This is a genomic window from Brevundimonas albigilva, assembly GCF_023503965.1.
In the GTDB taxonomy this organism is placed as follows: Bacteria; Pseudomonadota; Alphaproteobacteria; order Caulobacterales; family Caulobacteraceae; genus Brevundimonas; species Brevundimonas albigilva.
In genome coordinates this window covers 1,724,637-1,743,929 of sequence record NZ_CP097298.1, presented here as the reverse complement: position 1 = coordinate 1,743,929, position 19,293 = coordinate 1,724,637, and the positions used below count along the sequence as shown (strand labels likewise).

20 protein-coding genes and 4 pseudogenes are annotated in these 19,293 nt (G+C 70.6%); 14 read left to right on the top strand and 10 right to left on the bottom strand.

Going from position 1 to position 19,293, the window contains the following annotated elements; translation table 11 throughout:
• Window positions 1-75: 75 nt before the first annotated feature.
• A complete protein-coding gene (locus MU852_RS09310; RefSeq protein WP_249749363.1) occupies window positions 76-543 on the top strand; it encodes a universal stress protein in 468 nt (155 codons plus the stop codon).
• Between the two features lie 3 nt (window positions 544-546).
• On the opposite strand, the gene MU852_RS17880 is transcribed toward MU852_RS09310, so the two are convergent.
• From MU852_RS17880 to MU852_RS17870, 4 genes and pseudogenes are all read right to left on the bottom strand, one after another.
• Window positions 547-885, bottom strand: a complete 339-nt coding sequence (locus MU852_RS17880; RefSeq protein ID WP_347342382.1) for a 3D domain-containing protein — start codon at window positions 883-885, stop codon at window positions 547-549.
• Between the two features lie 127 nt (window positions 886-1,012).
• Window positions 1,013-1,360, bottom strand: a pseudogene (locus MU852_RS17875) (MltA domain-containing protein); the annotation flags it as partial.
• A 328-nt stretch (window positions 1,361-1,688) separates the two neighbouring features.
• Window positions 1,689-2,150, bottom strand: a complete 462-nt coding sequence (locus tag MU852_RS09300; protein ID WP_347342289.1) for a Tim44/TimA family putative adaptor protein — start codon at window positions 2,148-2,150, stop codon at window positions 1,689-1,691.
• Window positions 2,129-2,332: a hypothetical protein gene (locus MU852_RS17870; RefSeq protein ID WP_347342288.1), complete on the bottom strand. Its 204-nt coding sequence runs from the start codon at window positions 2,330-2,332 to the stop codon at window positions 2,129-2,131. Before MU852_RS17870 ends, MU852_RS09300 begins: the two co-directional genes overlap by 22 nt.
• 178 nt (window positions 2,333-2,510) lie before the next feature.
• Here MU852_RS17870 and secB point away from each other — a divergent pair, with 178 nt between their 5' ends.
• Entirely contained in the window at window positions 2,511-3,038 is a 528-nt protein-coding gene (gene secB / locus MU852_RS09295) for a protein-export chaperone SecB (RefSeq protein ID WP_249749362.1), read from the top strand.
• Window positions 3,039-3,054: 16 nt separating this feature from the next.
• Here secB and dnaQ read toward each other — a convergent pair whose 3' ends face one another.
• The 5 genes from dnaQ to MU852_RS09270 are packed head-to-tail and all read right to left on the bottom strand — an operon-like array spanning window position 3,055 to window position 6,711.
• Window positions 3,055-3,777 carry a DNA polymerase III subunit epsilon gene (gene dnaQ / locus MU852_RS09290; protein WP_249749361.1) on the bottom strand — a complete coding sequence of 241 codons (723 nt, stop codon included), beginning with the start codon at window positions 3,775-3,777 and terminating at the stop codon, window positions 3,055-3,057.
• A 6-nt stretch (window positions 3,778-3,783) separates the two neighbouring features.
• On the bottom strand, window positions 3,784-4,434 hold the full coding sequence (gene coaE, locus MU852_RS09285) for a dephospho-CoA kinase (RefSeq protein WP_249749360.1): 651 nt from the start codon (window positions 4,432-4,434) through the stop codon (window positions 3,784-3,786).
• Window positions 4,431-5,258 carry a shikimate dehydrogenase family protein gene (locus MU852_RS09280; RefSeq protein WP_249751908.1) on the bottom strand — a complete coding sequence of 276 codons (828 nt, stop codon included), beginning with the start codon at window positions 5,256-5,258 and terminating at the stop codon, window positions 4,431-4,433. The genes coaE and MU852_RS09280 overlap by 4 nt, the downstream gene beginning before the upstream one ends.
• Window positions 5,258-5,854 carry a Maf family protein gene (locus MU852_RS09275; protein WP_283843567.1) on the bottom strand — a complete coding sequence of 199 codons (597 nt, stop codon included), beginning with the start codon at window positions 5,852-5,854 and terminating at the stop codon, window positions 5,258-5,260. The genes MU852_RS09280 and MU852_RS09275 overlap by 1 nt, the downstream gene beginning before the upstream one ends.
• A complete protein-coding gene (locus MU852_RS09270; protein WP_249749359.1) occupies window positions 5,851-6,711 on the bottom strand; it encodes a pyruvate, water dikinase regulatory protein in 861 nt (286 codons plus the stop codon). Before MU852_RS09270 ends, MU852_RS09275 begins: the two co-directional genes overlap by 4 nt.
• Window positions 6,712-7,151: 440 nt before the next feature.
• Between MU852_RS09270 and hemE the strand changes: the two genes are divergently transcribed.
• The 12 genes and pseudogenes from hemE to MU852_RS09205 all read left to right on the top strand — a co-directional run bounded on the left by hemE (window position 7,152) and on the right by MU852_RS09205 (window position 18,112).
• The gene (gene hemE / locus MU852_RS09265) at window positions 7,152-8,186 is read left to right on the top strand and encodes a uroporphyrinogen decarboxylase (protein WP_249749358.1); all 1,035 of its coding nucleotides are present in this window, start codon (window positions 7,152-7,154) and stop codon (window positions 8,184-8,186) included.
• Window positions 8,183-9,239 (top strand): annotated as a pseudogene (hemH, locus tag MU852_RS09260) (ferrochelatase). Before hemE ends, hemH begins: the two are co-directional and overlap by 4 nt.
• Window positions 9,236-9,702: pseudogene (locus tag MU852_RS09255) on the top strand (CopD family protein). The pseudogenes hemH and MU852_RS09255 overlap by 4 nt, the downstream one beginning before the upstream one ends.
• Window positions 9,703-9,924: 222 nt before the next feature.
• Window positions 9,925-11,337, top strand: coding sequence for a transcription termination factor Rho (gene rho / locus MU852_RS09250; protein ID WP_249749357.1), 1,413 nt, complete (start codon window positions 9,925-9,927; stop codon window positions 11,335-11,337).
• 52 nt (window positions 11,338-11,389) lie between these two features.
• Window positions 11,390-11,614 (top strand): DUF6489 family protein, encoded by a 225-nt coding sequence (locus MU852_RS09245; protein WP_249749356.1) that lies wholly within the window; start codon window positions 11,390-11,392, stop codon window positions 11,612-11,614.
• 27 nt (window positions 11,615-11,641) lie between these two features.
• A pseudogene (gene mnmE, locus MU852_RS09235) lies at window positions 11,642-12,957 on the top strand (tRNA uridine-5-carboxymethylaminomethyl(34) synthesis GTPase MnmE).
• Window positions 12,958-13,060: 103 nt separating this feature from the next.
• Window positions 13,061-14,956, top strand: coding sequence for a tRNA uridine-5-carboxymethylaminomethyl(34) synthesis enzyme MnmG (gene mnmG / locus MU852_RS09230; protein WP_249751906.1), 1,896 nt, complete (start codon window positions 13,061-13,063; stop codon window positions 14,954-14,956).
• Complete coding sequence (gene rsmG / locus MU852_RS09225; RefSeq protein WP_249749353.1) at window positions 14,956-15,588, top strand: 16S rRNA (guanine(527)-N(7))-methyltransferase RsmG; 633 nt, start codon at window positions 14,956-14,958, stop codon at window positions 15,586-15,588. The genes mnmG and rsmG overlap by 1 nt, the downstream gene beginning before the upstream one ends.
• Window positions 15,569-16,390: a ParA family protein gene (locus MU852_RS09220; RefSeq protein WP_249749352.1), complete on the top strand. Its 822-nt coding sequence runs from the start codon at window positions 15,569-15,571 to the stop codon at window positions 16,388-16,390. The genes rsmG and MU852_RS09220 overlap by 20 nt, the downstream gene beginning before the upstream one ends.
• 28 nt (window positions 16,391-16,418) lie before the next feature.
• Entirely contained in the window at window positions 16,419-17,309 is an 891-nt protein-coding gene (locus tag MU852_RS09215; protein WP_249749351.1) for a ParB/RepB/Spo0J family partition protein, read from the top strand.
• A gap of 21 nt (window positions 17,310-17,330) precedes the next feature.
• Window positions 17,331-17,930 (top strand): class I SAM-dependent DNA methyltransferase, encoded by a 600-nt coding sequence (locus MU852_RS09210; RefSeq protein ID WP_249751905.1) that lies wholly within the window; start codon window positions 17,331-17,333, stop codon window positions 17,928-17,930.
• Complete coding sequence (locus MU852_RS09205) at window positions 17,927-18,112, top strand: hypothetical protein (RefSeq protein WP_249749350.1); 186 nt, start codon at window positions 17,927-17,929, stop codon at window positions 18,110-18,112. Before MU852_RS09210 ends, MU852_RS09205 begins: the two co-directional genes overlap by 4 nt.
• Here the strand turns inward: MU852_RS09205 and holA are convergent.
• Window positions 18,109-19,161, bottom strand: a complete 1,053-nt coding sequence (gene holA / locus MU852_RS09200; RefSeq protein WP_249749349.1) for a DNA polymerase III subunit delta — start codon at window positions 19,159-19,161, stop codon at window positions 18,109-18,111. The genes MU852_RS09205 and holA overlap by 4 nt on opposite strands.
• Window positions 19,162-19,293: the final 132 nt, after the last annotated feature.

Genomic DNA, 19,293 nt, shown 5'->3' with positions numbered 1-19,293 from the left:
CTGCGGGCGCGGGCGTCTTGACGGCGCCCGCGTCCGGTCGCTCTTGTGGGCTTGAGAAGGGCAGGGGAGGCCCCGATGCCGAGAAAATTCCTGGTCGTCGTCGACGACAGCCCCGAGTTCGACGCCGCCCTGCGCTTCGCCAGCCGCCGGGCCCGCTCGACCGGCGGACGCGTGGTCCTGTTGCGCGTCATCCCGCCCAACACCGACGCCCACTGGTCCGGCGCGCGCGAGGAGATCGAGCGTCAGCAGCGCGAGGAGGCGGAGGCCCTCCTGAACCGCGTCGCGGCGGAGGCGGCCGAACGGTCGGGCGCCGCGCCCGTCTTCCTGATCGAATTCGGCGAGGCGCCGGCCGCCATCAAGAAGGTCGTCGGCGACGACCCCGAGATCAAGATCCTGGTCCTGGCGGCCGGAAACGGTTCACGCGGGCCGGGGCCGCTGGTTCAGGCCATCATCAAGCACGGCGCCCAGCTGGGCGGCCGCAAACTGCCCGTCACCATCGTTCCGGGCGAGCTGACCGAAGCCGAGATCGAGGACCTGGCCTGAGGCTCAGCCCCTCGGCACCAGCCGCCACATCCGCAAGGGATGGCGCACCGTGCCCGCCTCGGCGCCGGCGACGTCGCCCCGGCCCATGTAGAGGTCGGCCCTGACCGGCCCCTTGATGGCCGATCCGGTGTCCAGGGCCATCACCAGGCCGCGATAGCTGGCGCTGGCCCCGCGCAGGTTTCCGCCGTCGGCCTCGACCCAGGCCAGTTCTCCATAGCGCCAATTGGCCGGATCGACGGCGATGGCGCGCCGCGCCGTCAGCGGCACGCCCGCCGCCCCGGCCGGGTCGCCGCCGTCGTCGGGGTCCAGCCGGAAGAAGATGTAGCGCGGGTTCAGCGCCATCACCGCCCGCGCCTCGGCGCCGCGATGTTCGGCCAGCCAGGCGCGGATGGCGTCGCCCGAGGTTCCGTTGCGGGGCAGGAGCGCGCTCGGCCATCGGCCGGGCGATGCCGACGAAGGTCTGGCCGTTGTCGGCGGCGTAGGCGGCGCGCGCCTTGGTCCCGTCCTCGAACGTCAGATAGCCCGAGCCCTGGATCTGCAGGAAGAACAGGTCCTCGGCCCGCATCCACGCCAGGGCCTCCTCCGGCCGGGCGCCGGCCTCGATGGCCGTGCGGCTTCCGGCGGATCGCGGCTGGGCCGGGGCGGCCAGGACGGGGGCGTCGAACTCGCCGTCGGGCCTGTGGCGCGCGGCGTACTCCGGCGCGAAATAGGAGGTCAGCAGCCCCGGCCCGCCGTCCGAGGTCTCGGCCGGAGAGACGAAGAAGCGGGTCTCGAAGAAGGTCCGGGCGTCCGATGGGCTGACCCGGCGCTCGGCCATACGGCGGGCCTCGGCGCAGACCGACCGGCCGGCGGGATCGCGCGCCGCGCCGCAGCCGGCGACATAGGCCTGAAACGCCGCCAGATGATCCTCGTCGCCCCAGCCGGGCAGGGAGGCGGGGCTGGCGCCGACCGGCAGGGGCGGGCCGGGCGGCGTCGGCGGGCCGGGGCGCACCGGCGTCGCGGGCGACGTCCCCGGCGTCGGAACGGCCGCGGGCCGGGTAGCGCACGCCGCCAGGGTCAGCCCGGCCAGGGCCAGGACGACGGCCAGGCGAGGCAGGGCGACAGGCAAGGCGACGGGCGGGGCGACGGTCGCGGCCGTCATCGGCTCAGGCCGTGGCCGGCTCGACCCGCGCCAGGACCCAGTTCGGGTCCGAGGCGCCCAGGCTGCGCTCGAACGTCCAGTGTTCGGCGGTGCGGCGCTCCTCCACCAGCGGCTCGCCGGTGGCGGAATCGGCGGTGGAGCCGTCCGCCTTTGTCACGCGGCTGCGCAGCTCGGCCAGGAAGCGGACCTTGGCCACGGCCTTGTCGCCCTCGGCGGTGGCGCCTTCCAGGTCGGCGCGGGGCGGGAACAGGAACTCCACCGCCTCGGTCTCGCCGCGCTGCTCGCGCGCCGCGATGCCGGCCTCGAACGAGCGCATCACCGTGGGCGTCAGCAGGGGCTTCAGCGCCGCGCGGTCGCCCGAGGCGTAGCCCTGGACGATGGTTTCATAGGCCTGGCGGGCGCCTTCGACGAAGCGGGTCGGGTCGAAGCCCGGATCACGCGCCTTCAGCCCGGCGATCGAGGCCATGACGGCGGCGTCGACCGGCGACAGCTTGGCCGGTTCGGGCGTCGGCCCGGCCGGGGATTGGCGCGCGCGTCCTCCTGCGGCTGGCGGCCGACGCGCTTGCCCAGCACGTTGTAGAGCTGGAACAGGACGATGGCCGCGATGACGGCGAAGACCACGATCTGGAACTGGACCGGAAAGTTCAAGGCGGGATTCCTGTAGGCGGGCGACGGGCGCCCGTGACGATTACGGGGTGATATAGGGCGAAGCAAGGCGAAGCGCGCCCCTTCGCGACCGACCGACGTTGCGGCCAAGCGTCCCGGCGTGGTATCGGCCCCGCCTCATTCCCGGCCCAATCGGGCGCCCCTGCCAAGATTTCGTTTCATGACCGACGCCGCTCCGCCCGCCGACACCCCCACCGGCGCCGCGCCCCAGGACGGGCAATCGCAACAGGGCCAGGCCGCCGGCCCCGGCTTCCGCATCCTGGCGCAATACGTCAAGGACCTGTCGTTCGAGAACCCGCGCGCGCCGGAATCCCTGCGCGTCGACGGCAAGCCGGGCATCGACCTGGGCGTCGAAATGGCCGCCCAGGGCCGGCCAGACGGCCTGTTCGAGCTTGAGCTGAAGCTGTCGGTCAAGGCCGCGCACGAGGACAAGCCGGTCTTCCACGTCGAACTGGTCTATGGCGGCCTGTTCCAGCTGGCCAACGTCCAGGAGCGCGACATCGAGCCGCTGCTGCTGATCGAATGCCCGCGCTACCTGTTCCCCTATGCGCGCGAGATCATCAGCCGCGCCACGGCCGACGGCGGCTTCTATCCGCCCTTCATGCTGGACCCGATCGACTTCGCCGCCATCTACGTCGCCCGCCAGCAGCAGATCGCCCAGCAGCCGGTCGAGACCGGCCAGGCGTAAGCGAGATTCGGGAGCCTCAGGCCGCTTCGTCCTGGGGCACGGTCACGCCCTGGGCGGCCCACAGCGTGTGGTCCTTCAGATTGGCCTGCAGGAAGGCCAGGTGCGCGGCGCGTTCCTCGGGCGTGGAGCGCGGCGCCAGCGGACGGGGGCGCGGCGCATGGGTCGCCGCCGCGACCGCCGCACCGACCGATCCCGGCCGCGCCGAGGTCAGGTCAAGCACGCGTTCCTTGCCGCCCTTCAGTTCCAGATAGACCTCGGCCAGCAGACGGGCGTCGATCAGGGCGCCGTGCAGGGTGCGCTCGACCAGCGAGATCTTGAAGCGCTTGCACAGGGCGTCCAGCGAGTTGGGCATCCCCGGAAACCGCTTCTGGGCCAGCTGCAGCGTGTCGATCCAGCGCGCCTCGCCGGTGATCGCCCGGCCGCAGCGATCGTATTCGAAGTCGATGAAGTTCCGGTCGAAGGCCGCGTTGTGGGCGATCATCTGGGCGTCGCCGATGAAGTCCATCAGGTCGTCGACGACCTCGTGGAACTTGGGGGCGTCCCTGACCTTCTCGTCGGTGATGCCGTGGACGCGGATCGCGTCGGGCGGGATCAGCCGTTCGGGATTGACGAAGCGGTGGAAGGTCCGGCCGGTCGGCAGCAGGTCGACCAGTTCGATGCAGCCGACCTCGATCAGCCGGTCGCCGGTCCTCGGGTCGAAGCCGGTGGTTTCCGTATCCAGAACGATCTCGCGGGCCATGCGCCCTTAATGGGGCGTTTCGCCCGCTTCCGAAAGGGCGCCGCCGCCGCGCCTCGGAGATATCCACGCCGGATCCAGCACGGTTTCGACGATAGCCGCGACCTCGGCGCGCGCGGCCTCCAGCCCCCGGCCGGTGTTGACGACGAAGTCCGCGCGCGCGCGCTTTTCGGCATCCGGCGTCTGGCGCGCCAGGATGGCCTCGAACCGCTCGCGGGTCATGCCGGGCCGGGCCAGGACGCGCTCGGCCTGGACCTGCGGATCGGCGGTCACGACCACCACCGCGTCCACGGCCCGGTCGCCGCCGGTCTCGAACAGCAGGGGAATGTCCAGCACCGCCAGGTGGACGCCGGCCGCGCGCGCGGCCTCCAGGTCCGCCATCCGCCCCTGGGCGACCAGGGGATGGACGATGGCCTCCAGCCGGCGAAAGGCCTGGTCGTCCCGGCCCAGGATCTCGGCCAGGCGGACGCGGTCGACCGCCCCGTCCACGACCGCGCCGGGAAAGGCGTCGCCCACCGGGTCGACGGCGGCGCCGCCCGGGGCGTAGAGGCGATGCACGGCGTCGTCGGCGTTCCACACCACCGCGCCCAGATCGGCGAACATGGCCGTCGTCGTCGACTTGCCCATGCCGATCGAGCCGGTCAGGCCCAGCAGGATCACGCCCGCGCCTCCAGATGCGCGGTCAGCAGGGCGCGCAGATCCAGCGGCGGCGGCGCCCGGCCGAAGATGGCCTCGAACGACGGCGCGGCCTGGCCGATCAGCATCGACAGCCCGTCCACCGTGGCCAGTCCCCGCGCCCGCGCCGCCTTCAGAAAGGCCGTGTCCAGGGGCTTGTAGGTCATGTCCATGACCACCGCCTCGGCCGGCAGTCGCATCAGGTCGAAGTCCGGCGCCACGCTCAGCGCATTGACCACCAACGCCGCGCCGTCGGCCGCGGCCTGGCCCGACATGACCCGCACCGACGGTCCCAAGTCGGCCGCCAGCGCCTCGGCCCGGTCGGGCGAGCGATTGACGATGCGGACCTCGGCGCCCGCCTCGACCAGGGCGCCCGCCCCGGCCCGCGCCGCGCCGCCCGCGCCCAGCAGCACCACCGGCCGGCCGGCCAGGTCCAGACCCGGCGCCTGTTCGGCCAGGCCCCGCATCAGGCCGATCCCGTCCGAACTGTCGGCCAGGACCCGCCCCTCGACGAAGCGCAGGATGTTGGCCGAGCGCGTCAGCCGCGCCGCCGCCGTCGCCTGATCGGCCAGGGCGAAGGCCTGCTCCTTGAACGGGGCGGTGACGTTCAGGCCGGCAAGCAACCCCGCCCGGCCGGCCGCGACCAGGGCTTCGAACCCGGCCGCGTCGCGCGGCGCGAACGGCAGATAGGCGGCGTCGATCCCCCCGGCCTCCAGCCAGGCGTTGTGGATGATCGGGCTCAGCGAATGGGCCACCGGATTGCCGGCGATCCCGCCCGTCACCGCCGCGCCGGTGATGCGGCCCGCGATCACGAGGCGATCACCCCGGCCCGCCGCAGCTCGGCCAGCACCGGCCACAGCGGCAGGCCCAGGACGGTGAAGAAGTCGCCTTCCACCGCCTCGAACAGCTGCGATCCCATCCCCTCCAGCCGATAGGCGCCGACGCAGGACAGCAGGGCCTCGCCCTCGGCCGCCAGATAGGTTTCCAGGAAGGCGTCGGAGACGTCGCGCATCCGCATCCGCGCGGTGTCGGCGCCGGACCAGACGATCTCGCCCTTCGTCGCCAGGGCCGCTCCCGAATGCAGCGTATGGGTCCGGCCGCGCATCGCCTTCAGCCGGTCCCGCGCCGCCTCCAGAGAGGCCGCCTTGGACACCAGGCCGCCGTCGAAGGCCAGCGTCTGGTCCGAGCCCAGCACCCAGGCGTCCGGATCGTCGCGCGACACCGCCAGGGCCTTGGCCTCGGCCAGCCGAACCGCCAGGGCGACGGGGTCCAGGTCGGTCGAGACCGCCTTGATCGCGGCCTCGTCCACATCGGCCGCGCGCGCCTCGAACGCCACGCCGGCGTTCTCCAGCATGGCCCGGCGCGCCGCGCTCCTGGACGCCAGGATCAGGCGTTCGCCGCTCACCAGGCCGCTCCCACGCGGCTAGTCCGGCGTTCGCTCAACAGGTTGACGATGGCGGCCGCCGTCTCCTCGACCGAGCGGCGGGTTACGTCGATGGTCGGCCAGCCGCGCCGCTCGAAGGCGCGTCGCGCCTTGATCGTCTCGTCGCGCACGGCGTCCTGGTCGGTGTAGGTGGAGGACTGATTGGCGTTCAGGCTGTCGATGCGGTTGCGCCGGATCTGCACCAGCCGGTCGGGCGAGACGGTCAGGCCGATCACCAGCGGGTTCTTCAGCTTCGTCAGGCGCTCGCCGTCCTCCTGGCCGGGCACCAGGGGCACATTGGCCGCGCGGATGCCCCGGTGCGCCAGATAGATGCAGGTCGGCGTCTTGGACGTGCGGCTGACCCCGCACAGCACCACGTCGGCGCCTTCCAGCTGGTCCAGCGTGCCCTGGCCGTCGTCATAGGCCATCGCGAAGTCCAGCGCCGCGATGCGGTTGAAATAGTCGTGGTCCAGCGCGTGCTGGGCGCCCACGCGGGTCGACAGCGCGGCCCCCAGATAGCGCGACAGGGCGCCCACCAGCGGATCCAGCGCGCCGATCTGCGGCATGTCCAGACGCCGGCAGCCCTCTTCCAGCTGCTCGCGCAGGTCGCGGTCGACCAGGGTGTGCAGGACCACGCCGGGCGCCGCCTCGATCTCTTCCAGCACCCGGTCCATCTGTTTGGGCGAACGGACCAGGGCGTAGATGTGCTCGATCGGGATCACCCCGTCGAAGCGGGCCGTAACCGCCTTGGCCATGGCGTTCAGCGTCTCGCCGGTCGAATCCGACACCAGGTGGACGTGGAAATAGGTCGCCAGACGGTGGGCGCGCGAGGGGCTCATGCGGTCGGTTCACTCCCTGTGGACAGGCGGTGGGCGCGGCGGGACGCTTCTCCATAGCGTCTGACGGATGCGCGGGCGAGCGGGGATGACGGTGGGCGACGCCCGGCGCCGGGCGCGGAGTCGTCCAGCGCCGGAAAACCGATCCATCCCGTCTTGTGGAAAATCCTAACGAGAGGTTAACCGCCCTTAACCGCGTTCACAGGCGCAAAGGGCCGCGAACCCTTGTCCGTTAAGGTCTCGTTAGGGATTGTCCACCGCATCGACACCCGTCGGGAAGATTGCGGCGCCCGCCGGCCTGCGGCGTGGATATCCGCTTTTGTTCCGGGGACGGCGGTCCGGTCATCCCCGCCTTTCCACCGCCCTACCTGCCTCTACGAATCTTTTAATTCTTAATCTGATTAGGGATTGAGAGCGGGGGGCTGTGACCTTAATCGTCCGGCATGACCACGCCCGCCCTCATCAAGGCTCTCCGAGGAGAGACGTCGGACCGGCCTCCGGTCTGGTTCATGCGCCAGGCGGGCCGGTATCTGCCCGAGTATCGTCGCCTTCGGGCCCAGGCGCCGGACTTCATCGCCTTCTGCCTGAACCCCGAGATGGCCGCCGAGGCGACGCTGCAGCCGATGCGCCGGTTCGGCTTCGACGCGGCCATCGTCTTCGCGGACATACTGCTGATCCCGCGCGCGCTGGGCCAGGACGTCTGGTTCGAGACAGGCGAGGGGCCGCGTCTGGGCGAGCTGCCCGTGGTGGGGCGGATGCGCGAGCTGGCGCCCGAGGCGGGCGAGCATCTTCATCCGGTCGGCCAGACCCTGGCCCTGGTGCGCAAGGCGCTGGAGCCGGAACGCGCCCTGATCGGCTTCTGCGGGGCGCCCTGGACGGTGGCGACCTATATGCTGGACGGCGAGCACCGCACCATCGGCAAGGGCGAGCGCGCCCAGGCCCGCACCTACGCCTATGCGGAGCCGCAAAAGGTCGATGCGGTGCTGGAGGTCCTGGTCGAGGCCAGCGCCCGGTACCTGAAGATGCAGGCCGACAGCGGCGCCCAAGTCCTGAAGATCTTCGAGAGCTGGGCCGAGGGCCTGCCGGACGACCTGTTCGAACGCCTGGTGCTGAGGCCGCACCAGGCCCTGGTGCGGCGCGTGCGCGACCTGGGCGTGACGGTTCCACTGATCGGCTTTCCGCGCGGGTCGGCCGCCCTGGCCGAACGCTACGCCGCCGAGGTGGCGGTGGACGCCGTCGCCCTGGACACCGCCTGCCCGCTGGAGGTCGGCAAGCGCGTCCAGGCGATCAAGCCGATCCAGGGCGCGCTGGACCCCCTGCTGCTGCGCGCCGGCGGCGAGGCGCTGGACCGGCGCGTGGACCAGCTGATGGAGGCCTGGGGGCAGGGGCCCTGGGTGTTCAACCTGGGCCACGGCATCCTGCCGGACGTGCCGATCGACCACGTCGAGCGGGTGCTGAAACGGATCGGCGCCCAATGACGGAAGCGAACCCGGGCCGCCGCGTCGCGGTGGTGCTGTTCAATCTGGGCGGGCCGGACGATCAGGCTGCGGTCAAACCCTTTCTGTTCAACCTGTTCAACGATCCGGCGATCATCGGCCTGCCCGGCCTCCTGCGCACGCCGCTGGCGCGGCTGATCTCCAGCCGGCGCGAGGCGACGGCCCAGGCCAACTATCGGCTGATGGGCGGCGGCTCGCCCCTGCTGCCCGAGACCCGGGCCCAGGCCGAGGCGCTTCAGGCCGTGCTGTCCGATCGGCTGGCGGGCGACCAGGCGCGCGTCTTCATCGCCATGCGCTACTGGAACCCGATGACGGCCGAGACGGCGGCCCAGGTCGCGGCCTTCGCCCCGGACGAGATCGTGCTGCTGCCGCTCTATCCGCAGTATTCGACGACCACGACCCAGTCGTCGCTGAAGCTGTGGAACGAGACCTACGCCGGGCCGGGCGTCAGCCGGGCCGTGTGCTGCTATCCCCAGGCCGACGGCTGGATCGCCGCCCAGGCCCGCGGAGTGGCCGAGGCGCTGGACCAGGCGGGGACCGGCCTGTGCGCGTCCTGTTTTCGGCCCACGGCATCCCCGAGACGCTGGTCAGCGGCAAGGGCGATCCTTATCAGGAACAGGTCGAGACGACCGTCGCCGCCGTGGTCGCCGCCGTCGAGGCCGAGCGCGGGCCGATCGACCACGCCGTCTGCTATCAGAGCCGCGTCGGGCCGATGAAGTGGCTGGGGCCGTCGACGCCCGAGGCCATAAGCCAGGCGGGCCGCGACGGCCGGGCGTGGTGGTGGTCCCCATCGCCTTCGTGTCCGAACACGTCGAGACCCTGGTGGAGCTGGACATCGAATACGCCGAACTGGCCCACGCCGAGGGGGTCTCGCCCTATCTGCGGGCGCCGGCCGTCGGCGCCCGCCCGCCTTTCATCCAGGCGCTGGCGCAGGCCGTGGTCGACGCCCTGGACCGCACCGGCGTCGCCCCGTTCGGCCCCGGCTGCAAGGCCGACTGGAAAGCCTGTCCCCACCGACGTCAGAGGGCCGCATGACCGCCTACGATCTCGCCCGAGGCCTGCATATCCTGGCCGTCATCGCCTGGATGGCGGGGATGCTGTTCCTGCCGCGCCTCTACGCCTACGACGCCGAGCAGAACGCCAAGCCCGAGCCGTTGCGCAGCGAGATGCAGGGCCTGCTGCGCGTCTGGCAGACCCGCCTGCTGCGCATCATCGTCAATCCGGCGATGATCCTGGCCTGGGGTTTCGGCCTGTGGCTGATCCACATCGACGTCACGGCGCGCGGCTGGAGCTTCCTGGCCGAGCCTTGATGATCACCAAGCTGGCGGGCGTGGTCCTGCTCAGCGGCTGGCACGGCTTCCTGGCCGGCCAGCGCCGCAAGATCGCGGCCGGGACGTCGAAATATTCCGGCAGGTTCTGGCGCATGACCAACGAGATTCCGTTCCTGCTGGCCATCGTCATGGTCCTGTCGGTCACGACCGAGTGGCGCTTCGGCTGATCGCCCGCGCCGCACGACAAGGCCCCGCTTGACCTTGGCCGCCGCCTGTGGTTCCGCTGGCGGCGAGCCGTCCGGACGCCGGGCGGTCCCTCTCTTTCGGCGACGCCCTCGGCCCACAGGCCCTGGGAGCCCGTCGCACTCCCCTTCGGCCTTCCGGCCAGACATTCCCGAACGACCGCCGCCGCACGGCCCTTCGTGCGCGCGCGACCGCGAGCCTGCATCATGACCGACGTCCGCGACACCACTCCCGATTCCCCCGAGGCCGAGTCCGACGAGACCGCCCTGGACCTGACCTCCGACCAGGCCGGCGACGTCGACGCCGTGGACACCACGGCCGATGACGAGGAAGAGGGCGATCCCGTCGTCCCGTCCGGCCGCATCACCTTGGCGGAACTGAACGAGAAGACGCCGGCCGACCTGGTCGCCTTCGCCGAACAGCTGGAGGTCGAGAACGCCTCGAACCTGCGCAAGCAGGACCTGCTGTTCGCCATCCTCAAGGCCCTGGCCGAGGAGGAGGTCGAGATCATCGCCGACGGCGTGCTGGAAATCCTGCCCGACGGCTTCGGCTTCCTGCGCAGCCCGGACGCGAATTATCTTCCGGGGCCGGACGATATCTATGTCTCGCCCTCGCAGATCCGCCGCTTCGGCCTGCGCTCGGGCGACACGGTCCACGGCGCCGTGCGCGCGCCGCGCGAGGGCGAGCGCTACTTCGCCCTGCTCAAGGTCGACACGATCAACTTCGAGGACCCCGAGGCGGTCCGCACCAAGGTGCTGTTCGACAACCTGACGCCCCTCTATCCCGAGGAGCGGCTGCACATGGAAATCCAGGATCCGACCCTGAAGGACCGGTCCGGCCGGGTCATCGACATCGTCGCCCCCCTGGGCAAGGGACAGCGCTGCCTGATCGTGGCCCCGCCGCGCGTCGGCAAGACGGTGATGCTGCAGAACATCGCCAAGTCGATCGAGGCCAACCATCCCGAGGTGTCGCTGATCGTCCTGCTGATCGACGAACGCCCCGAGGAAGTCACCGACATGCAGCGCACGGTGAAGGGCGAGGTCGTCGCCTCGACCTTCGACGAGCCGGCCACCCGCCACGTCGCCGTCGCCGAGATGGTGATCGAAAAGGCCAAGCGCCTGGTCGAGCACAAGAAGGACGTGGTGATCCTGCTGGACTCCATCACCCGCCTGGGCCGCGCCTACAACGCCACCGTCCCGTCGTCGGGCAAAGTGCTGACCGGCGGCGTCGACGCCAACGCCCTGCAACGGCCCAAGCGCTTCTTCGGCGCCGCGCGCAATGTGGAGCAGGGCGGGTCGCTGACCATCATCGCCACGGCCCTGATCGACACCGGCAGCCGCATGGACGAGGTGATCTTCGAAGAGTTCAAGGGCACCGGCAACTCGGAAATCGTGCTGGACCGCAAGGTCGCCGACAAGCGCATCTTCCCGGCCATAGACGTGCTGAAGTCCGGCACCCGCAAGGAAGACCTGATCACGCCGAAGGACCAGCTGGCCAAGACCTATGTCCTGCGCCGCATCCTGAATCCCATGGGTCCGCAGGACGCGATCGAATTCCTGCTCGACAAGCTGCGCCAGTCCAAGAACAACGCGGACTTCTTCCAGTCGATGAACACCTGAGGCGACATTCGCCTCCAGGCGTTGTCTGTTTCACGTGAAACGGAGCGAGCCGATGAAGATCAATGTCGAGATCGATTGCAGCCCGGCGGAGGCGCGCGCCTTCCTGGGCCTGCCTGACGTCACGCCGCTGAACGACGCCTTGGTCGCCGAGATGCAGGCGCGCATGAAGGCCAATGTCGCCGCCATGCAGCCGGAAGAGCTGATGAAGGCCTGGACCAGCTTCGGCCTGCAGGCCCAGGACCAGTTCCGCCGTATGATGGACGCGGCGGTGAAGTAAGACCGTGCGTCTTCTCCGCCGGACATGATGACCGACACCATCTTCGCCCTCGCCACGCCGCCCGGTCGCGGCGCCATCGCGGTCATCCGCCTGTCCGGGCCGGGGGTGGATCAGGCCCTGGACGGCTTGGGCGCCGGGCGACCCAAGCCGCGCCTAGCGTCCGTGCGCAGCCTGTCGCGCGCCGGCGAACATATCGACCACGCGTTGGTCCTGCGCTTCGTCTCCCCCAACAGCTACACCGGCGAGGACGCCGCCGAGCTTCATCTGCATGGCGGCCGCGCGGTGGTCGAGGCGGCGAGCCGGGCCCTGATCGCCTTGGGGCTGCGCCCGGCGGAACCGGGGAGTTCACCCGCCGCGCCTTCCAGAACGGCCGCATGGACCTGGCCCAGGCCGAGGCCGTCGCCGACCTGATCGACGCCGAGACCACGGCGCAGGCCCGACAAGCTTTGGGACAGCTGGATGGACGACTCAGCCAGACCTACGCCGGCTTCCGCCGCGATCTGCTGAAGGCCCTGGCCCTGGTCGAGGCCGAGATCGACTTTCCGGACGAAGAGGTGCCCGACAACCTGGCCCGGACCGCCGGGCCGGTGCTGGACCGGCTGGCGAACGATCTGCGCCGCGCCGTCGACACCGGCCGTCGGGGCGAGCGGGTGCGCCAGGGCTATCGGATCGTGCTGATCGGCGAGACCAACGCCGGCAAGTCCTCGCTGTTCAACGCCCTCACGGCGCGAGAGGCGGCCATCGTCACGCCGATCGCCGGCACGACCCGCGACGTGCTGGACGCCGACCTGGTCATCGGCGGCTACGCCGTCACCCTGTCCGACACCGCGGGCCTGCGCGACAGCGACGACCCGGTCGAGGCCGAGGGCGTGCGGCGGGCTCGCGCGCGGGCGGAGGCGGCGGACCTGCGGCTGTGGGTGCGCGCGCCCGGCGATCCGGCCGGCGTCGCTGCGGCCTATGTCCGGCCCGGCGACCTGATCGTGGCGACCAAGGCTGATCTCGCCGAGGGTCGACGGGAAGACGAGGCCGCGGGGCTGGACTGGTTGGCTGTCAGCACGACGACGGGTCAGGGCCTGGAGGCGCTCCACGATTGGCTGGCGCGGCGCCTGGCGGAGGACCTGGCGGGCGCGGACTTCCCCGCCGTGACGCGGGAACGGCATCGGCTTCGCCTGACCGAGGCGTTGGCGGCGGTCGCGACCGCGCGCGTCGCCCTGGATCAGGCGCCGGAAATGGCGGGCGAGGATCTGCGGCGTGCGGCGTCGGCCCTGTCGCGCGTGACCGGCGAAATCGGCGTGGAAGACGTTCTGGGCGAAGTTTTCGCCACCTTCTGCATCGGCAAGTGAGACTTGGCCATACCGATGTTCCACGTGAAACATCAGGATGTCTCGCGGCGTGGCCGGCGCCGACAAGGTGGCGAAACGGGCGGAATTGCCCTATGTGCGCGCCATGTCTTCCTCCCGCTCTTTCGTCGACACTGAAACCGCCTTCGATGTGATCGTCATAGGCGGCGGCCACGCCGGCTGCGAAGCCGCGGCCGCTTCCGCGCGGGCCGGGGCGCGCACCGTCCTGTTGACCCAGAAGCTGGAAACCATCGGCGAGATGTCGTGCAACCCGGCCATCGGCGGCTTGGGCAAGGGCCATCTGGTGCGCGAGATCGACGCCCTGGACGGGATCATGGGACGGCTGGCCGATGTGTCGGGCATCCAGTTCCGTCTGCTGAACCGCTCCAAGGGCGCCGCCGTACGCGGGCCGCGCAGCCAGATCGACCGGCGACTCTATCGCGAGGCCATGCAGGCCGAACTGGCCGCGACGCCGAACCTGACCCTGATGGCCGGAACCGCCGAGGGCTTGGTCCTGGACGGCGAGCGCGTGATCGGCGTGACGACCGGCGACGGCGAGACCCTGCGGGCGGGTGCGGTCGTCCTGACGACCGGCACCTTCCTGAACGGGGTGATCCATCGGGGCGACGAGCGCATTCCCGCCGGGCGACACGGCGAGGCGCCGTCGACGGGCCTGGCCGCCGACCTTCACGGCGCGCAGCTGAGCATGGGTCGGCTGAAGACGGGCACGCCGGCGCGTCTGGATGGCCGTACCATCGCCTGGGAGCGGCTGGAGATGCAGCAGGCCGACGAGACGCCGTCGGCCTTCTCCTTCTTGACCGACCGGATCGCGGTTCCTCAGATCGCCTGCGGCGTGACCCACACGACCGAAGAGACCCATCGCATCATCGCCGAGAACCTGGGCGAGAGCGCGGTCTATGGCGGGCGGCTGTCGGGGCGGGGGCCGCGCTATTGTCCCTCTATCGAGGACAAGGTGGTGCGCTTCGCGGACAAGACCAGCCACCAAATCTTCCTGGAGCCGGAGGGGCTGGACGATCCGACCGTCTATCCGAATGGCATCTCGACCTCGGTCGGCGAGGCGACGCAGCTGGCCTTCCTGCGGACCATCCCCGGCCTGGAGGCGGTGGAGGTGTTTCGCTACGGCTACGCCATCGAATACGACTATGTGGATCCGCGCGAACTGACCCCGGCGCTGGAGGTCAAGAAGCGGCCGGGCCTCTATCTGGCCGGCCAGATCAACGGCACGACCGGCTATGAGGAGGCGGCGGCGCAGGGGCTGATGGCCGGCCTCAATGCGGCGCGGTCGGCGGCGGGGTCGACGCCCGTCGTTCTGGGCCGCGACCAGGCCTATATCGGCGTGATGATCGATGACCTGGTCACGCGCGGGGTGACCGAGCCCTATCGGATGTTCACCAGCCGGGCCGAGTATCGACTGGCGCTGCGGGCGGACAACGCCGACCAGCGGCTGACCCCTCTGGCGATCGACCTGGACATCGTGTCGGCGGCCCGCCGCGAGCGCTTCCAGGCCAAGGCGGCGGTTCTGGCCGAGGCCGCCGCCGTTTCACGTGAAACACGGTTCACGCCCGGAGAGGCGGTCGCTCTGGGCATTGCGGTCAACGCCGACGGCAAGCGCCGCACAATGCGCGAGCTTCTGGCCTTTCCCGGCGTGACGCTGGATCATTTCGGTTCGGCCCTGCCGGCGATCGCGGACTGGCCCGCCGCGGTGCGCGAACAGGTCGAGATCGACGCCGGCTATGCGGCCTATCTGGACCGCCAGGCGATCGATGCCGAGGCGTTGCGGACCGAGGAGGCGCTGCGCCTTCCGGCCGATCTGGACTATGGAGCCATCGGCGGCCTGTCCAGCGAGGTCCGCGAGAAGCTGACGCGGATCCAGCCCCAGACCCTGGGGCAGGCGGGCCGGATCGAAGGCATGACGCCCGGCGCCCTGACGGCCTTGCTGGCCCATGTGAAGCGCGGCGCGCGTCCCTCGGTCGCCGCCTGATGCCGGAGACGCAGAAGCGGCTCTTCCAAGAGAAGACCGGGGCCACGGCCGCCCAGATGGCCGACCTGGAGATTTTCCGCGAGCGGTTGGTCGAGGCCAACGCTGTGATGAATCTGGTGGGGCCTGACAGCCTGCCCGACTTCTGGAACCGCCACGCCTGGGACAGTGCCCAGCTGCTGGCCCACGCGCCGACCGCCTTGACCTGGGCCGACCTGGGGGCAGGGGCGGGGTTTCCCGGCGTGGTCCTGACCATCCTGCTGAAGGGGCGGCCGGGCGCCCACGTCTGGCTGGTCGACAGCCTGGGCAAGCGGTGCCGCTTCCTTCAGTCCGTGGTCGACGAGCTGCACCTTCCGGCCACGGTCCTGAACGGGCGGGCGGAGGCGCAGAGCGTGACGTGCGACATCGTCACCGCCCGGGCCGTGGCGCCGCTGGACAAGCTGCTCGGTTATGCACAGCCCTACTTTGAAAGGGGTGCACAAGGTCTGTTCCTGAAAGGGGAGAAGGCCGAATCCGAGTTGATCGAGGCTCGGAAATCCTGGCAATTCGAAGCTGAACTGGCCCCGTCGCAGAGCGACCCCCGTGGGCGTATCGTGAGCATCCGGAGGGTCCGACGTGTCCGCCCTAGGCCGTAAGAAACAACCCGCCCGCGTCCTGGCCGTGTCGAACCAGAAGGGCGGCGTGGGCAAGACGACCACGGCGATCAACCTGGGCACGGCGCTGGCCGCCATCGGCGAGCGGGTGCTGATCGTCGACATGGACCCGCAGGGCAACGCCTCGACCGGCCTGGGTGTTCCACGTGAAACACGGCGGGTGACCATCTATGACGTGGTGGTGGATCAGCGGTCCATCGATGATGCGGCCGTGCAGACCTCGGTGCCCGGCCTCTGGATCGTGCCCGCCGACGCCGACATGTCAGGCGTGGAGATCGAGCTGAGCCAGGCGGATCGGCGGTCGTATCGGCTTCGCGACGCCCTTCGCGCCCACGATGACGGCCCTACCGGGTATGACTATGTCCTGATCGACTGCCCGCCGTCGCTGAACCTGCTGACCCTGAACGCCATGGCGGCAGCCGATGCGGTTCTGGTGCCGCTGCAGTGCGAGTTCTTCGCCCTGGAAGGCCTCAGCCAGCTGATGCGCACCATCGACATGGTCCGCCACAGCCTGAATCCGGCGCTGGAGATCCAGGGCCTGGTCCTGACCATGTTCGACCGCCGCAGCGCGCTTTCGGGACAGGTCGCCAACGACGTGCGCGCCCACTTCGGCGACAAGGTCTACGACAGCGTCATCCCGCGCAATGTGCGGGTGGCCGAGGCGCCGTCCTTCGGCAAGCCGGCGCTGATCTACGACCTGAAATGCGCCGGCAGCCAGGCCTATCTGCGGCTGGCGCGCGAGGTGGTGCGGCGCGAGCGCCAGCGCATCCAGCTGGCCGCCTGATCTCAAGAGAAGAAACGGAAACAGTATCTTGGCTGAACGACAAAGAGGCCTGGGGCGCGGACTGTCGGCCCTCATGGGGGAAAACGTCGAGGCGCCGGTCGCGGCCGGAACGCCGGCGCCGGCGGGCGTCCAGCGCGCGCCGATCGAGAGCCTGAAGCCGAACCCGGACCAGCCGCGCAAGACCTTCCGCCAGGAGGATCTGGAGGAACTGACCGCCTCGATCCGGGACAAGGGCGTGCTGCAGCCGATCCTGGTGCGGGCCCAGCCGGGCGAGGAGGGGGTCTGGCAGATCATCGCCGGCGAACGCCGCTGGCGCGCCTCCCAGGCCGCGCGCCTGACCGAGGTGCCGATCATCGTCACCCAGATGGACGATGTCGAGGTGTTCGAGGTCGCCATCGTCGAGAACGTCCAGCGCGCCGACCTGAACCCGCTGGAAGAGGCCGAGGCCTATCGCGTGCTGATGGAGCGGTTCGGCCGCACCCAGGACGCCGTTGCGGGCGTGGTCGGCAAGAGCCGCAGCCACGTGGCCAACACCATGCGTTTGCTGCAGCTGCCCGAACGGGTGCTGTTCTATGTGCGCGAGGGCAAGCTGTCGGCCGGCCACGCGCGGGCGCTGATCAACACGCCCGATCCGGCCGAACTGGCCGACATCGCCTTCGTCAACGGCCTGAGCGTGCGCGAGACCGAAGCCCTGGCCCGCCGGGCGGTCGAGGGACCGAAACCGGCAAGGGCGCGGCCGGCGGCCGGCGGCGCAGGCGGGGAGGGGGCGGCCGACGTCGCGGCCCTGCAGCAGGATCTGGCCGACGCCCTGGGACTGAAGGTCCAGCTGGCGGACAAGGGCGGCAAGGGCGAACTGAGCATCCGCTACGGCTCGCTGGAGCAGCTGGACGACCTGTGCCGACGCCTGATGCGCGGCTGAGGTGAAGCCCCGGCGGAGGCGATCGCCGACCTCTATGCCCGGCGGGCCTGCGACTTCGACGCGGATCGGACCAAGACCCTCTTCGAACGATCGTGGCTGGACGCCTTTCTGGCCCACGTCCCGCAAGGCGGACGGATTCTCGACCTCGGCTGCGGCTCGGGAGAGCCGATCGCCCGCTATCTGGTCGAACAGGGCCGCGAGATCGTGGGCGTCGATGTCTCACCGGACCTCATCGATCTGTGTCGCGGCCGGTTCCCTGATCAGACGTGGATCACGGCCGATATGCGCGGGGTCGATCTGGGCCGGACGTTCGACGGGGTGATCGCCTGGCATAGCCTGATCCATCTGCCGCCCGAAGCGCAGCCGGCGATGCTCGCGGTTTTCGCACGTCACCTGCGGCCCGGCGGCGTGCTCGTGTTCACCAGCGGGTCCGAACAGGGCGAGACCATCGGCGAGTGGCGCGGAGAGCCGCTCTATCACGGCAGCCTTTCGCTCGATGCCTATCGGACAGGGCTGGACGATGTGGGGCTGGACGTGCGCCGCCACGTCGTGAGCGATCGGAACTGCGGCGGAGCCACCGTCTGGCTTGCACGGCGGCGCGGTGGCAAGGTGGTCGGATGACAGACAAGCCCGCCAACCCCACCGCCGAGGCTATGAAGAAGGCGCTGGCCGCCAAGCGCGCCGGAGGCGCGACCGCGTCCACGGGCGCGTTCAAACCCGCCCGGCACGCCGAGAAGGGCGTGGCGCACCAGAATGCGGCGCTGAACAAGCCCGCCTTCCGCCGCGCGTCGAAGCGCGGCTAGAGCCCCAGTCGGCGCGCTTTGCCGGCGATTTCCAGCAGCAGGCGCTCGGCGATCAGCTGATCGGGCGTTCCGGTCGTCTTGGTCGCCACGTCCGCGGCGTTGATGCTGTCGAGCGTCTCGTCCAGCGCCTCCAGCCGCCAGGACCGGGCCTGGCGCAGTATTTCGGCCTCCTGTTTCCAGAACACGCCGGCGGCCTTGGCGGCCTCCTTGGCGTTCGCGCCGTTGGCCTGCAAGATATTGATCCGCCTGAGCTTTCCCAGGTGAATCGCGGCGGACCGCACGGCCAGGACCGAGGATTCGCCCTCGGCGAAGGCGCGCCTGAGGGCCGACTGGGCCGGGCCGGGCCGGGCGCCGAAGGCCTGGAGCGCCGCATCCGACAGGGAGGCGTCCGGCTCCACGCCCAGATGGGTCTCCAACTCGTCCAGGTCGATGCTGCGGCCCGAGCCGGGGCCCACGAACAGGGCCAGGCGCTCGATCTCCTGGCGCATCAGGCCGCGCTCTCGGGGCAGGCGGGCGACGAACCGGTCCAGGGCGTCGGAGGTCAGGCCCACCTTGTCGGCCGCCAGGGCCTCGCGGACCATGCGGGCGACGTCGCCGGTCTCGTCCTCGTAGCAGACGATTCCGACGGCCCCCGTTTCCTTCTCGGCGGTCTTGCGAAGGGCGGATTCGCGGCCCAGCTGGTCGGCCTCGACCACCAGCAGGGCGTCGGGATTGTAGCCGCCCTCGGCGTGGATCTTCACCGCCGCCGCGACCGCCTTGTCCACCCCGGCCTTGAAGGTCGACAGGCGCACCCGCACCAGACGCCGGCCGCCCATCATCGACAGCGCCGTCAGCGCTTCTTCCAGCCGGGTCTCGTCGCCGTCGATGTCGCTGTCGGTCAGGACGGTGACGTTGAACGGGTCGTTCAGGTCGGGCGTGACCGTGCGGCACAGGATCTCGGCGCGTTCGGCGACGCCCGAGCGGTCCTTGCCGTGGATCACCGCCGCCCGGATCGCCGGATCGGGCGCCTTCAGGAACCGGTCGATCTCGGGGCGTTTGGAGAGGATCATGAGATCCTCCCCGAGAAGCGCAGCAGAACGGGGGAGGGGGACCGCCGCAGGCGGTGGAGGGGGAAAGGCGCACACCAAGTCCGGGGTCGCCCCCTCCACCACTCCGTGGTCCCCCTCCCCCGCTGCGCGGGG

Coding starts and splice junctions, on each gene's coding strand:
- MU852_RS09270 (WP_249749359.1), bottom strand. CDS start 6,711: ATGAGCCCCTCGCGCGCCCACCGTCTGGCGACCTATTTCCACGTCCAC.
- rho (WP_249749357.1), top strand. CDS start 9,925: ATGACCGACGTCCGCGACACCACTCCCGATTCCCCCGAGGCCGAGTCC.
- MU852_RS09245 (WP_249749356.1), top strand. CDS start 11,390: ATGAAGATCAATGTCGAGATCGATTGCAGCCCGGCGGAGGCGCGCGCC.
- rsmG (WP_249749353.1), top strand. CDS start 14,956: ATGCCGGAGACGCAGAAGCGGCTCTTCCAAGAGAAGACCGGGGCCACG.
- MU852_RS09205 (WP_249749350.1), top strand. CDS start 17,927: ATGACAGACAAGCCCGCCAACCCCACCGCCGAGGCTATGAAGAAGGCG.
- MU852_RS17880 (WP_347342382.1), bottom strand. CDS start 885: ATGGCGCTGAACCCGCGCTACATCTTCTTCCGGCTGGACCCCGACGAC.
- hemE (WP_249749358.1), top strand. CDS start 7,152: ATGACCACGCCCGCCCTCATCAAGGCTCTCCGAGGAGAGACGTCGGAC.
- dnaQ (WP_249749361.1), bottom strand. CDS start 3,777: ATGGCCCGCGAGATCGTTCTGGATACGGAAACCACCGGCTTCGACCCG.
- mnmG (WP_249751906.1), top strand. CDS start 13,061: ATGTCTTCCTCCCGCTCTTTCGTCGACACTGAAACCGCCTTCGATGTG.
- MU852_RS09300 (WP_347342289.1), bottom strand. CDS start 2,150: ATGGCCTCGATCGCCGGGCTGAAGGCGCGTGATCCGGGCTTCGACCCG.
- holA (WP_249749349.1), bottom strand. CDS start 19,161: ATGATCCTCTCCAAACGCCCCGAGATCGACCGGTTCCTGAAGGCGCCC.
- MU852_RS09310 (WP_249749363.1), top strand. CDS start 76: ATGCCGAGAAAATTCCTGGTCGTCGTCGACGACAGCCCCGAGTTCGAC.
- secB (WP_249749362.1), top strand. CDS start 2,511: ATGACCGACGCCGCTCCGCCCGCCGACACCCCCACCGGCGCCGCGCCC.